Raw genomic sequence first — 14,107 nt, forward strand, 5'->3', positions numbered from 1 at the left:
TCTGATCAAGAAAATGCTTGCTGACGCTGAAAAACTCAGGTGAAAGTATATTTCTATTTTACAGAGAAATGTACGAAAAGCATAGTTAAAATACAAAAAACCGGGGCGGAAAGTGCGGCCGGGAAATCCGCGGCCGTTGCTTTCCTTCTAGGCCGGCCATCCATTTGCCGGGTCCCGCCACTCCCGGTTTTTGTCTTTTTCCGTCGGTAGTGATCCGCCCGTCGCTCACTTGTTGCCCCTTTTTTACTTCTGATTTGCGATAAAGGGCTACCAATTTGCCTTCCCAAGCATTTTTACAAGCACCGGCACAAACAAGGGCAGCATGATCAAGGCATAAAACAGAAGCCCGGTAAGTGTCAGGGTGGCGATTTGCAGCAATGATAAAACGCCGGACGGCATCATAGCCGCAAAAGTGCCGGAAAGAATGATGGCTGCAGAAAGAATAACGGTCCCCATCTTTTTCATGGCAAGCAAAATCGCCTCTTTTGCAGGCAAATGCTGGTATTCATTGAACCGTTCCATTAAAAAGATGGAATAGTCGGTACCGAGCGCGATTAAAATGACAAAACCGAAGAACGGCACCGCCCAGCTGATACCCGGATAGTCGAGCAGATGGACAAAAATGATTTCCGTTAAACCGGCAGATGCAAAATAAGTGATAAGAAGGGACGCCAGCAAATAGAGCGGCATGACGATCGACCGCAAGAAAATCAAAAGTGCGGCGGCCACCCCGATCAGCATAAAAGTAACGGTACGCGTGTAATCCGCTTTCGACATCTTATCCAAATCGCGGTTGATGCTTGACACGCCGCCGATCCCGATGTGGGCATTTTCCAATTTTGTCCCCTTTACGGCGTCTTTTAATGCCCGGTTGATATGACTAATATCAGCCATTGCCCTGTTGGAATACGGGTTTTCATTTAATATCAGATGAAAAGTCACCATTTTTCCGTCTTTCGAAATATAATGGCCAAGCGCTTTCTGATAATCCGCATTTGAAAGCAGGGCATCCGGAATATAAATGCCGGACTGTTCCATACTTGTTTCATCCGCCAAATCATTCAGATAAGAACCGGCATCGTACAACCCGGATTCGATTTTCCCGAGTCCTGCTGCGCTTTTATCAAGACCATCGGAAAGCTGATTCATATGGGTTCCAAACGTCGTGAGGCCGGTTTTCAGCTGTGCCTGGCCGTCCGCGATCCCCTGAAGCCCTTTTTGCAGCGCCGGGATTTTCCGGATCACTTCGTTTTGGCCTGCTGCGGTCTGGTTCAAACCGTTTTCAAGCTGATCAAGCCCGTTGATGATCGGCGTAAACCCATCGGCAAAGCGGCCAAGCCCGGCGGAAATCGCTGAAAGTTTTGCGTCCACGCTTTCCAATGTTGCTGTGACGGCATCAATCTGGCGGTACAGGCTGACAATGGTATCATTGTCATTACCGGTGCCGAGCCCAAGCTCATTCATCGCCTGCTGCACTTTTTGGAATTGCGGGTCATTCGCTGCTTCCGGATTATCTTTTAAAAACGCCTGGTAAGCCGCTTGCAGGGAGCTGACCTGCTTCGGAATATCAGCCGGCAACTGGTCCGTTTGGCTGATAAACTGGCGGATGCCAGACTGGACGAGCTGGTATTTTCCATACAGCTGGTTAAAACCGGACTGCAGTTCCTTTGCCTGCTGCTGGGCATTTTTTACCCCGCTTTTCAGTTCGTCCGCGCCCGCCGAACCGCTCTGGATGCCTTCTTCAATCCGGCTGAGCGAGTTTGACAGATTCCCCATGCCGGCTGAGATTTTCTCTGAACCGGCCTCCAGCTCTCCGATCCCGTCGGTTGCTTCTTTAAACTTTGATTTGGCGTTTTCCAGGGAACCGGATGCCCCCGTTAATCCTGATTTGATTTTCTGAATGCCGTTATGGCTTTTTTCCAGCCCTTCGCCCAATGTTTTGGCTTGGTTTTTGACATAAATTTCTTTCATCACCGAACCGTCCGGCCTTGTCGCGCTTTGAACTTGTGCAACATGCGGGACTTTATCCAGATCCGCGCTGATTTTCTCGATTAAAGCGAGATAGTCTTTTGATTTGACAGATTCGTCATTTTCGAGGACGACTTCGGCCGGCATCGCTTTCCCGGCGCCGAAACTGGCGGCAATGATGTTGAACGCTTTTACGGAATCGTAGTTGTCCCCGAGTTCATCAAGTGAATTGAAAGACAGCTTGCCGTTATAGCTGATCAATAGCGGAACCATGATCACCGCCACAATCGCAAGGGAAAGAAACGGCCTTGCCAGCGCAAAAAGGCCGGCCCGTTCCCAAATTTTGCTTTCATGGTGGGAAATGTCCCCGCGCACAGGCCAGAACAGCCCTTTCTTTAACACAGCCATAAAAAACGGCACAATTGAAAACAAGGCAAGCAGCAAAACGGCTACCCCGACCGCAACGGCGGAAGCGGATTGGTACAGTTTAAAACTGGCAAGCCCGATCGAGGCAAAACCGATCAGAACGGCAATACCGCTGAACAGCACCGTTTTCCCGGCCGAACGGTAAGTCGCAAGAATGGCCGCAACTGTTTCTTTGCCATCCGCCAGTTCTTCCTTAAAGCGGCTGAGCAGCAAAATACAATAATCCGTGCCAATCCCGAACAAAACGGCAACGAGAAAAATTTGCGTAAAATTTGAAACCGGAAAATCCAGCTTGTCGACGAGTATCGCAACGATAAACTGGCTGACAAGATAAGAAAGCCCGACCGTTAAAAGCGGAATGAGCGGCGCGACGATTGAACGGTACACCAGCACAAGGACGGCCAGGATGAATACAATCGTAATCGCTTCTGTTCTTTTCAAGCCCGCCTGCGAGCTGTCCGTGACATCCTCATTGATCAGCCTGTTGCCGGTCATCATCACCTCGACGCCCGGCGTTTTTACCGCTTTCTGCAAAGCCGCGCGCACTGTTTTAAAAGACTTTCCGCCCGGATCCACGCTGGCAATGGCCATCACCGTTTTTCCGTCTTTGGAGACAAGCTCACTTTTAAGGGCCGGCTCGTGAAAATGAGTTGTCAGCCCCATAATCGCATATTGTTTTTTATTTTTTTCCAGCCGTTCAAGCGTGCCCCGGATACGCCCCATCTCATGGCCGGATATTTTCACCCGGTCATGGAACACGATGATGACGCTTGTACCGTGGTTTTCTGTCTGCTGGTGCCGGCTTTTGATTTCAGCCGCCCGTTGCGAGGCATAGCCTTCCGGAACCTTAATCTGGCCTTTTTCCCTGACTAATGGTTCCATTGCCGGCGCTTTCCATGCCAATAAAATGCTGATCATTGCCCATACTAAAACAACAATCCATTTCAACTGCACCAATCGCTTCATGAACTGGTTTCCTCCCAAGCTTGTGATCGCATAACTCTTGAACCATTATAAAACAAACGGCCGCAGAAGTATGTAAAAAAATGGGCATTTTTATGTTGCTTTCTTTCCAAAATAAACGAAAAGTAGTATAATTGACTAAAAAGTAACATGATTAAAAACGAAAGGAGTTCTCTATTTGAATTCGCATAAACCTGCTCCATTACAACCTACAATCGAAAACCTCTCTTATGCTGTATTCACGGTCAATCGCCATGCGAAAACCGCAACCAACCCAAAATTTCTTTACCTGTTAAAGAAAAAAGCGCTCGAAAAAATGATCCGGGAAGGGAAAGCGCTGAAAGTCGGGCTCCACTTTTCCGAGCATCCGAAGTACAGCCAGCAGCAGTCTGATGTGCTTGTAAAGTGCGGTGATTATACGTTTCATATTCCGCCGTCAAAAGACGATTTTAAAAACCTCCCCCATCTCGGCTACCTGGACCATAAAACAAGGAACCCGAAATGCCGCATGCCTTTAAGCCAGGCAAAGCAACTGCTTGAACGGTATACCGGGCTCACGGAAAAACAGCAGCATCCGGGGCAGCCCCGCACCGGCAGGAAAAATTGCAAACCGGTTTTCAAAAAACTGGGCGACTCCTTTTTCTAAAGGATGGCCGCAGCAAGTGCAAGCCAAATAATGGAAAAGCCCCAAACCGGGTAAAGACCCCGCCCGGGATGAATAATGATACGCAACCATGCAGGAAAGCCCTCCGCGATTGGCCGGGGGCTTTTCTGCGTTACAGCACTTTTTCGTCCATCGCAAGGATCAGCTGGTTGATTTCAGGCTTGCTGATTTGGGCATCGGCGCCGACCATTTCCCCTTTATGCCTCAAGGCATCCGTGATCAGCGATGAGAAAATGATCACCGGCAGCACTTTTAAGGCAGGGTCTTCTTTTATTTTTTTCGTTAAATGGTGCCCGTCCATTTGCGGCATTTCAATATCCGTAATCACAAGCTGGACTTCATCCTTCATCTCTTTTCCGCTTTCTGCAATCCCGGATAAATATTCGTATGCATCTTTCCCGTTTTCAAAAAACGCAATTTGTTCATACCCGGCTTCAAGCAGCGTATCGCGGAGCAATTCCCTGAGCAGGCCGGAATCTTCCGCAATCACAATCCGTTTATTGTTCCGCTCCCGCTTTCCAAGCTTTTTGACTTCTTCCACCCGGATCGTTGCTTCCGGGTTGATTTCCGCAATCATTTTTTCAAAATCAAGCAGTAAAATCATCGTGTCTTCTTTCTTTACTACGCCGATCACCTGTGTATCGGTGCCTGCATACATCCCGGACGGTTTTTCAATTTGATCCCAGGAAAACCGGTGGATTTTTGAAACATTGTCCACATGAAAGACGATTTTTTGCTGGTTGAACTCCGTCACGATAAATTTGTCATCCTCGCCCGTTTCCGGCGGATGCCCAAGTACTTTGCGCAAATTGACAACCGGCAGTATTTCCCCGCGCAGCTGGATAATCCCTTCAATATTTGGATGGGCGTGCGGAATGGTGGTGACCGCAGCCGGCATGATAATTTCCTTCACTTTAATGACATTGATGCCGTAATGATTTTGTGCGACAGAAAATTCTACAATCTCAACTTCATTTGTGCCGCTTTCCAGTAAAATATCGTGCTCCAGACTCATCATTTTTTGCCCCCTCGTTCTAAAACGTATGAAAATCCGGCGCGGAGCATTTTTGCAGACTGCCCGGTTTTCAATATTTGCCCACATGAATTATATCGGCAGATGGACCGGAATTTTTCACCTGAAAAAGGGCAAACGGAAAAGATTGCTTTTTCACAAATGTGCAAGCGTGGTAAGATTAAGAAGAACAGGACATACATATTTGATGAAAAGCAATCCGTTAAAGGGGAGGAAACCGGTTTTGGAACATTTACTGAACCCGCATGTACAGGAGATTGAAATATCCGGCATCCGCAAGTTTTCAAACATGGTTGCCGGAATCGAAGACATGGTCTCATTTACAATCGGCCAGCCCGATTTTAAAACGCCGGAACATGTCAAGCAAGCAGGGATCCGTGCCATTGAAGAAAACAGGACAACCTATACCCACAATGCCGGCGACCTTGCTTTGCGCAAGGCTGCAGCACAATTTGTCAAAACGAAATACAACCTGTCTTATAAACCGGAAACGGAAGTCATAGTCACAATCGGCGCCAGCGAGGCGATCGATATTACGCTCAGAACCGTATTGACGCCCGGTTCCGAAGTTATCCTCCCCGGGCCTGTTTACCCGGGGTATGAACCAGCCATCCGCCTGTGCGGAGCCGTTCCGGTGCATGTAGACACAAGGGCAAACCGGTTTAAGCTAACCGCAGATCTCATCCGCCAGGCTATTACAGCCAACACGAAATGCATCATTTTGCCGTACCCTTCCAATCCGACCGGGGTGACGCTCGAAAAGGCGGAATTGCAGGAAATCGCAGACCTGATCCGCGGCCGTGATATTTTTATTCTTGCCGATGAAATTTACAGCGAGTTAACGTACAATCTGCAGCACGCCTCGATCGCTTCGTTTTTGCCGGAGCAGACCATTGTCATTAACGGCGTCTCAAAGTCCCACTCGATGACCGGCTGGCGGATCGGCTTCGTGTTTGCGCCGGAATGGCTCACAAAGCATGTTTTAAAAGTCCACCAGTATAATGTGTCGTGCGCGCCTTCCATTTCCCAGATGGCGGCGCTTGAAGCGCTGACAGCCGGCATCGATGACGCACACGCCATGAAAAAGGAATATGAAAAACGGAGAGACTATGTATGCAAGAGGCTGGATGAGATCGGCATCGGGTATGTGAAACCGGACGGGGCTTTTTACGTATTCGCGAAGGTGCCGGAAGCGTTGAAGCGGTCCTCTTTCGATTTTGCGGTCGATCTGGCAAAACAGCAAAAAGTCGCGGTTGTCCCAGGCAGCGCTTTTTCAAAGTACGGCGAAGGCTGGTTCCGGATGTCCTACGCATGCAGCATGGATCAGCTCGAAAAAGGGCTTGCGCGCATGGAAAAGTTTGTTGCAAATCTATCCTGAAATATGCGCCGGCTGATTTTCATTTTTCCGCCGGTACCGCATTCCATGGGCAATGGGTGTTATGCTGAAAATGAAATATATTTTCATTCCTTGCTGGCTTGCTGGCGCCGCGTTCGCCATAAAGAGAGAAGCCTGCGTTAAACCATAACGGCTTCCCGTGTTAACAAAATTTGCTGGAACATGGGCATATGACCCGGCCAGGATGATCCCGCCAGCATAAAAAATAAGCCCGCCGGCATATGCCGGCGGGCAAACTTTACTTGGACCAATATTTAATCAATGCTTGTGTGCCGCTATTTTCTTCACCTTTTGCGGCCAGTTCTTCATATAATTTTTTGCTGAGCGCAAGCCCCGGCAGGTTGAGCCCCATTTTTTCCGCTTCATCAAGGGCGATTTTCATGTCTTTAATAAAATGCTTGATAAAAAAGCCCGGGGAATAATCGCCCGCAAGCATGCGCGGAACAAGATTGGACATTGACCAGCTCCCGGCTGCCCCGGCGCTGATAGATTTGAGCACTTTTTCCGGATCGAGTCCTGCTTTTTTCGCATACACAACCGACTCTGTCACGCCGATCATATTGGAGGCAATGGCGATCTGGTTGCACATTTTGGTATGCTGGCCGGATCCCGGGCCGCCCTGCAGCACGATATTTTCCCCGAGTACGGAAAAAACCGGTTTTACTTCTTCAAATACCGATTCGTCGCCGCCTACCATAATCGTCAAATTGCCTTTTTGCGCCCCGATATCGCCACCGGAAACCGGTGCATCAAGCGCCTTCACCTGTTTCGCTTTCGCCGCTTCATCAATCTTTTTGGCAAGGGTCGGCGTGGAAGTGGTCATATCGATCAGGATCGTTCCTTCTTTCGCCGCGCCAAGCAGCCCGTTTTCCCCGAAATACACTTCTTCCACATCGTGCGGATAGCCGACCATCGTAATGACGATATCTGATTTTGCAGCCGTTTCTGCCGGCGTGCTGCACCATTCGGCTCCTGCTTTGAGAAGTGGCTCCGCTTTTTCTTTTGTCCGGTTATAGACAAAAAGCGGATATCCTGCATTCCGCAAATTTTGCGCCATGCTCCGGCCCATTACGCCTAGCCCGATAAATCCGATCTTTTTCATCCTGGGTCCCCCTTTTTCGCAAATAAACAAAAAAGCCTGCATCACAGCAGGCCAAAAGCAAACATGGGGGTACAAGGAAGAAAACAATCTTTCCTCTATTTTATACCCCGCATGATCTGCTTTAAACCTGGCAAATTAAATCGATTTGACTTTTCCGCCGTCGATCAGGAAGCTGCTTCCGGTAACATAGGAATTGGCTTCCGAAGCCAGAAACGCAACAAACTTCCCGAATTCGTCCGGTTCGCCGTATCTGCCGAGCGGAATCGACTCCAGTTCCTTTGCCTGGACTTCTTCCATCGATTTTCCGGTTTTCTCCGCTGTCACTTTGTCAAGATGGACGATCCGGTCCGTTGCAATTCTGCCCGGGCCGACCGTATTCACAAGGATTTGGTACGGGGCAAATTCTTCCGCCAGCGTTTTCGAAAGCCCCACAATGCCCGTCCGGAACGTATTCGACAAAATCAGCCCCGGGATCGGCTCCTTAATGGATGAAGAGGCAATGTTGATGATCCGGCCGCCGTTTTTCTTTAAAAGTGGCAATGCTTCCCTGATGATGCGTATGTACGAAAGCAGATTCAGTTCGAATGATTTTTGCCAGTCTTCATCCGCCATATCTTCAAAACTTCCGGCCGGCGGTCCTCCTGCATTGTTGACCAGTATATCCAGTCTGCCGAATGTATCCCGTGCTTTTTGTACCATGGCGCGAATATCTTCCGGATGGGTAATATCTGCCCGGATATACGCTACTTTTCCGGTGCCGTAAGCGGATAATTCTTCTTTTGCCGCCTGCAGTTTTTCTTCATTCCGGCTTGTAATGAGGACATCCGCGCCTTCCATTACAAGTTGTTTGGCTACCGCTTTCCCAAGCCCCTGGCTGGAAGCGGCAACAAGGGCGGCTTTTCCTTTCAACCCTAAATCCATTCAAAATCCCTCCCCGAAATCTTATGTTCACAAAATCCTGTCTTCATTATAAACGATTTTTCCCCATCCATACACGATAAAGCTTCAAACCGGCTTCCCCACCATTTTTCCGTTAAAAATGGATATCCGGCATTTTGATGTGCGCTCCGCCAAAGCGCAATCCAAAAAAAAGCCGAATGGCAAAGCCACTCGGCAAAAATAGGGGGAAAAATGAGAAAGAAACGATATACATCCGGTATTGTAACAATACTGGATACCAATAATACTACCCTTAATGCTGGGATGGTTTACATATACCCGCTTCCTTCGCCCCTAAACCTGTTTTTGAAAAATTTTTTTTATGCCTTTGAAAGAACTTTTTTCACGTGTTCTTTTACTTCTTCGTTCGTTGTGAGGTTCAAAACGTCTTCTGCCAGTTTTTCCATATCAGCCTTATTCAGGTTCCTGATTTGGGAACGGGCCCTTAAAATCGAAGAAGCGCTCATTGAAAATTCATCAAGGCCGAGGCCGAGCAGAATCGGAATAGCGATTTCGTCTCCGGCCATTTCGCCGCACATGCCGGCCCATTTGCCTTCTTTGTGCGCCGCGTCAATGACGCGTTTCACAAGGCGTAAAATGGCCGGGTTATACGGCTGGTACAAATACGAAATGTGTTCGTTCATACGGTCTGCAGCCATCGTGTACTGGATCAGATCGTTTGTGCCGACACTGAAGAAATCAACTTCTTTTGCAAACAAATCAGCCATTACGGCAGTGGAAGGAATTTCAACCATAATGCCGACTTCGATATGATCTGCAACCTGCACGCCTTCCTGGATAAGCTTTTCTTTTTCTTCCAAAAGAATCGCTTTTGCTTTGCGGAATTCATCCAGATTGGAAATCATCGGGAACATAATTTTCAGGTTGCCGTATGCGCTCGCGCGGAGCAATGCACGCAGCTGGGTGCGGAAAATATCCTGTCTGTCCAGGCACAAGCGGATCGCACGGAAGCCGAGGAACGGGTTCATTTCTTCCGGAAGCGGCAAGTACGGCAGTTTTTTGTCGCCGCCGATATCAAGCGTACGGACCACAACCGGCTTGCCTTTTAAGCCTTCAAGCACCGCTTTATAGGCTTCAAATTGCACTTCTTCTGACGGAAGCTCGTCCCTGCCCATATAGAGGAACTCTGTACGGTACAGACCGACGCCTTCCCCGCCGTTCCGGATCACGCCGTCGAGATCGTTCGGGGTACCGATATTGGCAACCAGTTCAACCGTACGGCCGTCTTTCGAAACGGATTTTTCATTGACCAGCTTCGCCCATTCGGCTTTTTGCCGTTCAAATTGTTCCTGCTTTTGTTTGTATTCATCGACCATTTCAGGTGTCGGATTCACATGGACATCGCCGCTGTTGCCGTCCACGATGACAAGGTCGCCGTTTTGGATATCCTGGATCGCCGTTTTCGTCCCGACGACTGCAGGGATTTCCAAAGAACGCGCCATGATCGCAGAGTGGGACGTACGCCCGCCGACATTTGTTGCAAAACCTTTTACATACTGGCGGTTCAACTGCGCCGTATCAGAAGGGGTCAAGTCTTCAGCAATGACAATGACTTCTTCCGAGATCATGCTTGGATTCGGAATATCCACTTTCAGCAGATGAGCCAGAATCCGTTTTGTCACGTCGCGGATGTCCGCTGCACGTTCGCGCATATATTCGTTGTCCATTTGTTCGAACATGGTCACGAACATATCCGCAACTTCTTTCAATGCGTATTCCGCATTGACCTGGTCATCCCTGATTTTGTCCTGGACCGGCGTCAACAGTTCCGGATCTTCCAAAACGAGCAAATGGGCATCAAAGATCGCTGCTTTGTCCGCCCCCAGTGCCTTCATTGCATGCTCCCTGATCGCCTGCAGTTCAGACTTGGATTCAGACACAGCAGTATCAAAGCGTTTCAATTCATCCGAAACATTCTGGACAGACCTTTTTTCAAAAGACAAATCCGGTTCTACCAGGCGATATGCTTTTGCGATGGCAATCCCGTTGGATGCTGCTATACCTTTTAAAATGGTTGACATTATTCGCCCAGACCCTCTTTTTTCATTAATTCAGCCAAAGCGTTCAATGCATCTTGTGCATCGTTGCCTTCTGCAGAAATGGTAATGTCGGCGCCTTTGCCGATTCCAAGGGACATAACCCCCATGATCGATTTCAGGTTCACTTTCTTATCCTTATACTGCAATTGGATATCTGAATCGAATTTGCTTGCCGTTTGTACGAGCAATGTAGCAGGACGTGCGTGGATTCCTGTATCTGCTGTTACTTTAAATTGTTTTTCAGCCATGGGTAGAACGACTCCTTTTCTATAATATAGTTCTAAAAATAATGCACTGTACATTTTTCGTCAATATTTATCAACCATCTTCATACAAATGACAAATTTTGCAAACGGGGGTTGAAAAAAACCGCAGCGATGCCGGGTACCTGCAAACACCGTTCATCCCCGGTTATTCAGCAGGCTGCTCCCTCAAAGTCCGCGCGGCCCATCCGTGCCAAAAACACGCCTCGCCCGAAACCGGGAACACGCATGTCCCCGGCCGGATCAAAAAAATGACAAATATTGCACAGTGCGGGAAAAACAAAATCCCCGTAATAGAATAACATGCCTTTCCAAATAAAACAATCATCAGAGTTGACTTCATTTTGCTTAAAAATGCACAAAATTATGCATGCCCCGGTCAGATTTCCGGCTCGTCCAAATAAATATAGCGGACATTCCCGCCGCGCAAGGCAATGCCCTTAAAATGTTTAAAGTCTTCCTCGGCAATAAGCACTTTCCGGAAGTCCATAAAATCTTCACGGCTGACGAATAATTCTTCGATTTCCCTGTTGCGAAGCCGGTTGATTTCCTGTCTGATTTCTTCTTCCGACATACGACCACCCCACCCGGTATTGTACCACATTCTTCCTGCCGCCTACTTGTTTGCTTTCGCGATTTTTTAAAACCGGCCCGATTTGTATTTTTCTGTTCCTTTCGCCTTGAATTTTTCAGAAAAATAGTGCAAACTGGTTACAATACTTTCTTACGGGAGGACCGCAATGAAAAAAGCACAAATTGGTGACATTATTGAATTTAAAGACGGGCTTCAAGGAATTGTCGAAAAGGTGAACGAGAACTCGGTCATCGTGGATTTAACCTATATGGAAAACTATCAGGAACTGGAGCTTGATGAAAAAACAGTGGTCAATCATAAAAACTATCAGGTTATCCATTCGGCTTTACATTAATTTAAACGCTTACCGCGCAGTAAAAAACCGGCACATGCCGGTTTTTTACTGCCGTTTCTATGATTGTGAATTTTTTAACATTATTTTCCCGGATACCTTTTTCCCTATTTCTCTGCTAAAATATTCAATGTATTTTTGTTTGACCCAATGCCGCGAAGGCCGGACTGCGGGGCCGGATCTCTTTTTTTGGCCCTTCCCGGTTTTTTTGCCGGCGGTTTGCGAACTTAAGAAAGGAGCGCATTGGCGGTGGCAAAAAACATGGTGGATACAAAGCTTCTCGGAAGTATCTTAATCGCCCACCTTCTGCTATATATTACGTTTCGGGATACCTCCGTTTTTTGGTATTTATATTCCGGCGCAATGCTGTTTTTGATCAGTTACACGGTTTTTCTTGGAAAATCAGAAAAACACGAAAAGCTTCCGTACCTTCAATTGCTGTTGTATGGCATCTTTTCGGGTTTTCTCCTCTATATTATTTTCAGAATTGGCAATACAGTACTCGGTTTTTTGCCGGGCGGGCTTGACAATGAAGTCGCCCGCGCATACAGGCGTTTTTCACCCGAATCTTTCTGGCATTACTTAGCGCTTGTCCTGATTCTCATCCCCGGAGAAGAAATTTTTTGGCGTTCATTTGTCCAGGCCCGGCTCATGAAAATGATGGAAGCGAAATATGCGATTTTGATTTCCGCCGTATTGAACGCATCCGTTTATTTTTACTGCGGATTAAAAATCATGGTCATTGCCGCTTTTGCCGGTTCGATTTTCTGGGGGCTACTGTATGCAAAAAAACGGAGCCTGTCTGCACAAATTTTGTCGCATCTTACCTTTGATTTGCTGCTTGTCGTCTTCCTGCCGATTTTTTAAGCAGGGGGACGGCTTTTTTCGGCATTTGCCCGCCACAAATGCATAACAACCGCGCAAAGCTGTTTTGAATGCCTTACCGGTCACCCCCGGATCGTCTTTATTCCGAGTGCCATCATAAAAACAAGGCTGAAATAGCCGAACAAGGGATATAAAACCGATAATAGCGGGCCGTAATGCAAGCTGCTAATCAGCAGAATGGCGGAAAAAATCAACCCGTACAGCAAACCGCTTTTCATCGGGATATATTTTTGCATTTGCCGCTCAAGCCCGTAGGCATCCCCGATAATAGAAGTGAAAATTTCCCCGAAAATCAGCAGAACATAAATAAAATAAATGCCCGGAAAACTCGCTTTCACAATATGCGCCATCGGAATCTCCACTTGGGCAACGTCCGGCAGCGTGACCAGTGACAAATGGCTGGAAATCAGGATGAGCGTTAAAAACAGCCCGCCCAGTATCCCGCCGGCACGGACGACTTCCTTATCTTTCACTTCCGCCGCAACCGGGACAAGCACCGCCTGCGCGAGCGCCAAATTCAAAGCCGCATAGGAAAGGGCGCGGAGAAGGGCACGGGGCATATCAACACTTTCCGGCCGGGCCATGAGCGCTTGAAAAAATCCGGGTGACTGGACGGACTGCGACAAAAGGAGAAAATTAAACAAAAGCATCAAAGGCACCACAAATGTATTGACGCCAAGCAGCCCCTTGATGCCAAAACACATGACAAGAAAGGCAAGAAGCACCGTCAATAAAATCCCTATTTCTCTCCCAATATGAAGCTGCTCCTCAAAAACAGCACCCGCACCGGACAGCATGACGCCGCAAACCCCGAAAAGCATGGCCATCATCATCACATTCACGAAACCGGCCGCTTTTTTGCCAAATAAATACCGGTTTAAAGTTTCATAGGAATCCGCATGCAAATCGATCGCTTTTTCCATCATTTTCGTACCAAAGAAAATAAACAAAAACCCTGAAAGGCAGATGGTAAGCAATCCATACAGCCCAAACTGTGTAAAAAAAACGGTAATTTCTTTCCCTGTTGCAAACCCCGCTCCGATGACCGTTCCAATATAAACGGCTGCGATTTGGACAGCACCGCCCCACTTATTCAACGCCTGCACCCCTTTAAGAAAAAATAAGACAACCTGTCAGCTCCGTTACTATCCTATGTCCCGCTTTCTTAAAATAGCCCGGCCGGTTCATTTCCGCCGGTAAAAAATTGGTCAAAAAAAGTCAAAAACCCCTTTACAAGCAAAAAAAGTTGTCCTATACTATAGGCAAAGATCAAAGTTGGTCAAAGAAAAGATAACACCATTGGCTGATAAGCGTTAATGGCAAATGCAGATCTTTTGATTTTCGGACCGCGCTGTTGTATACTGATATCAGAAAGGTCAAAGATAGTCAAAAGGTGATACGCAGATGTCATTTACTTGTTTTCAGCATAAGACAAATTTGCCATTGTGCTGGAAAGGCCAAAATGCATCAAAGAGGTGCATG

General features: G+C 47.7%; 12 protein-coding genes. 4 read left to right on the forward strand and 8 right to left on the reverse strand.

Features of this window, described 5'->3' with window-relative positions; translation table 11 throughout:
- Window positions 1–267 precede the first annotated feature (267 nt).
- Window positions 268–3,360 (reverse strand): MMPL family transporter, encoded by a 3,093-nt coding sequence (locus BCOA_RS18370; RefSeq protein WP_014095623.1) that lies wholly within the window; start codon window positions 3,358–3,360, stop codon window positions 268–270.
- A 175-nt stretch (window positions 3,361–3,535) separates the two neighbouring features.
- Here BCOA_RS18370 and BCOA_RS18375 point away from each other — a divergent pair, with 175 nt between their 5' ends.
- A complete protein-coding gene (locus BCOA_RS18375; protein ID WP_014095624.1) occupies window positions 3,536–4,003 on the forward strand; it encodes a YkyB family protein in 468 nt (155 codons plus the stop codon).
- 130 nt (window positions 4,004–4,133) lie between these two features.
- Here the strand turns inward: BCOA_RS18375 and BCOA_RS18380 are convergent, their stop codons facing one another.
- Complete coding sequence (locus BCOA_RS18380; protein WP_014095625.1) at window positions 4,134–5,039, reverse strand: chemotaxis protein; 906 nt, start codon at window positions 5,037–5,039, stop codon at window positions 4,134–4,136.
- A gap of 238 nt (window positions 5,040–5,277) precedes the next feature.
- On the opposite strand from BCOA_RS18380, the gene BCOA_RS18385 reads away from it, so the two are divergent.
- Window positions 5,278–6,432, forward strand: coding sequence for an aminotransferase A (locus BCOA_RS18385; RefSeq protein ID WP_014095626.1), 1,155 nt, complete (start codon window positions 5,278–5,280; stop codon window positions 6,430–6,432).
- A 256-nt stretch (window positions 6,433–6,688) separates the two neighbouring features.
- Here the strand turns inward: BCOA_RS18385 and BCOA_RS18390 are convergent, their stop codons facing one another.
- The 5 genes from BCOA_RS18390 to BCOA_RS18420 form a co-directional block, all read right to left on the reverse strand.
- Entirely contained in the window at window positions 6,689–7,552 is an 864-nt protein-coding gene (locus BCOA_RS18390; RefSeq protein ID WP_014095627.1) for an NAD(P)-dependent oxidoreductase, read from the reverse strand.
- Between the two features lie 135 nt (window positions 7,553–7,687).
- Window positions 7,688–8,473, reverse strand: a complete 786-nt coding sequence (locus BCOA_RS18395) for an SDR family oxidoreductase (RefSeq protein ID WP_014095628.1) — start codon at window positions 8,471–8,473, stop codon at window positions 7,688–7,690.
- A gap of 338 nt (window positions 8,474–8,811) precedes the next feature.
- A complete protein-coding gene (gene ptsP, locus BCOA_RS18405) occupies window positions 8,812–10,533 on the reverse strand; it encodes a phosphoenolpyruvate--protein phosphotransferase (RefSeq protein ID WP_014095629.1) in 1,722 nt (573 codons plus the stop codon).
- A complete protein-coding gene (locus tag BCOA_RS18410) occupies window positions 10,533–10,799 on the reverse strand; it encodes a phosphocarrier protein HPr (protein WP_013858895.1) in 267 nt (88 codons plus the stop codon). The genes ptsP and BCOA_RS18410 overlap by 1 nt, the downstream gene beginning before the upstream one ends.
- Before the next feature lie 394 nt (window positions 10,800–11,193).
- On the reverse strand, window positions 11,194–11,388 hold the full coding sequence (locus BCOA_RS18420; protein ID WP_026104678.1) for a hypothetical protein: 195 nt from the start codon (window positions 11,386–11,388) through the stop codon (window positions 11,194–11,196).
- A 166-nt stretch (window positions 11,389–11,554) separates the two neighbouring features.
- Here BCOA_RS18420 and BCOA_RS18425 point away from each other — a divergent pair, with 166 nt between their 5' ends.
- The gene (locus BCOA_RS18425; protein WP_014095631.1) at window positions 11,555–11,743 is read left to right on the forward strand and encodes a YkvS family protein; all 189 of its coding nucleotides are present in this window, start codon (window positions 11,555–11,557) and stop codon (window positions 11,741–11,743) included.
- Between the two features lie 246 nt (window positions 11,744–11,989).
- Window positions 11,990–12,607, forward strand: coding sequence for a CPBP family intramembrane glutamic endopeptidase (locus BCOA_RS18430; protein ID WP_014095632.1), 618 nt, complete (start codon window positions 11,990–11,992; stop codon window positions 12,605–12,607).
- Window positions 12,608–12,687: 80 nt separating this feature from the next.
- On the opposite strand, the gene BCOA_RS18435 is transcribed toward BCOA_RS18430, so the two are convergent.
- Window positions 12,688–13,722, reverse strand: a complete 1,035-nt coding sequence (locus BCOA_RS18435; protein ID WP_014095633.1) for a YkvI family membrane protein — start codon at window positions 13,720–13,722, stop codon at window positions 12,688–12,690.
- Between the last annotated feature and the right edge of the window lie 385 nt (window positions 13,723–14,107).

Origin of the sequence: Heyndrickxia coagulans 36D1, from assembly GCF_000169195.2 — a bacterium.
Lineage (GTDB): Bacteria > Bacillota > Bacilli > Bacillales > Bacillaceae_C > Weizmannia > Weizmannia faecalis.

Excerpts from the sequence above, each read along its gene's own strand:
- BCOA_RS18370 (WP_014095623.1), bottom strand. The coding sequence starts at position 3,360 with ATGAAGCGATTGGTGCAGTTGAAATGGATTGTTGTTTTAGTATGGGCA.
- BCOA_RS18380 (WP_014095625.1), bottom strand. The coding sequence starts at position 5,039 with ATGATGAGTCTGGAGCACGATATTTTACTGGAAAGCGGCACAAATGAA.
- BCOA_RS18390 (WP_014095627.1), bottom strand. The coding sequence starts at position 7,552 with ATGAAAAAGATCGGATTTATCGGGCTAGGCGTAATGGGCCGGAGCATG.
- BCOA_RS18395 (WP_014095628.1), bottom strand. The coding sequence starts at position 8,473 with ATGGATTTAGGGTTGAAAGGAAAAGCCGCCCTTGTTGCCGCTTCCAGC.
- ptsP (WP_014095629.1), bottom strand. The coding sequence starts at position 10,533 with ATGTCAACCATTTTAAAAGGTATAGCAGCATCCAACGGGATTGCCATC.
- BCOA_RS18410 (WP_013858895.1), bottom strand. The coding sequence starts at position 10,799 with ATGGCTGAAAAACAATTTAAAGTAACAGCAGATACAGGAATCCACGCA.
- BCOA_RS18420 (WP_026104678.1), bottom strand. The coding sequence starts at position 11,388 with ATGTCGGAAGAAGAAATCAGACAGGAAATCAACCGGCTTCGCAACAGG.
- BCOA_RS18425 (WP_014095631.1), top strand. The coding sequence starts at position 11,555 with ATGAAAAAAGCACAAATTGGTGACATTATTGAATTTAAAGACGGGCTT.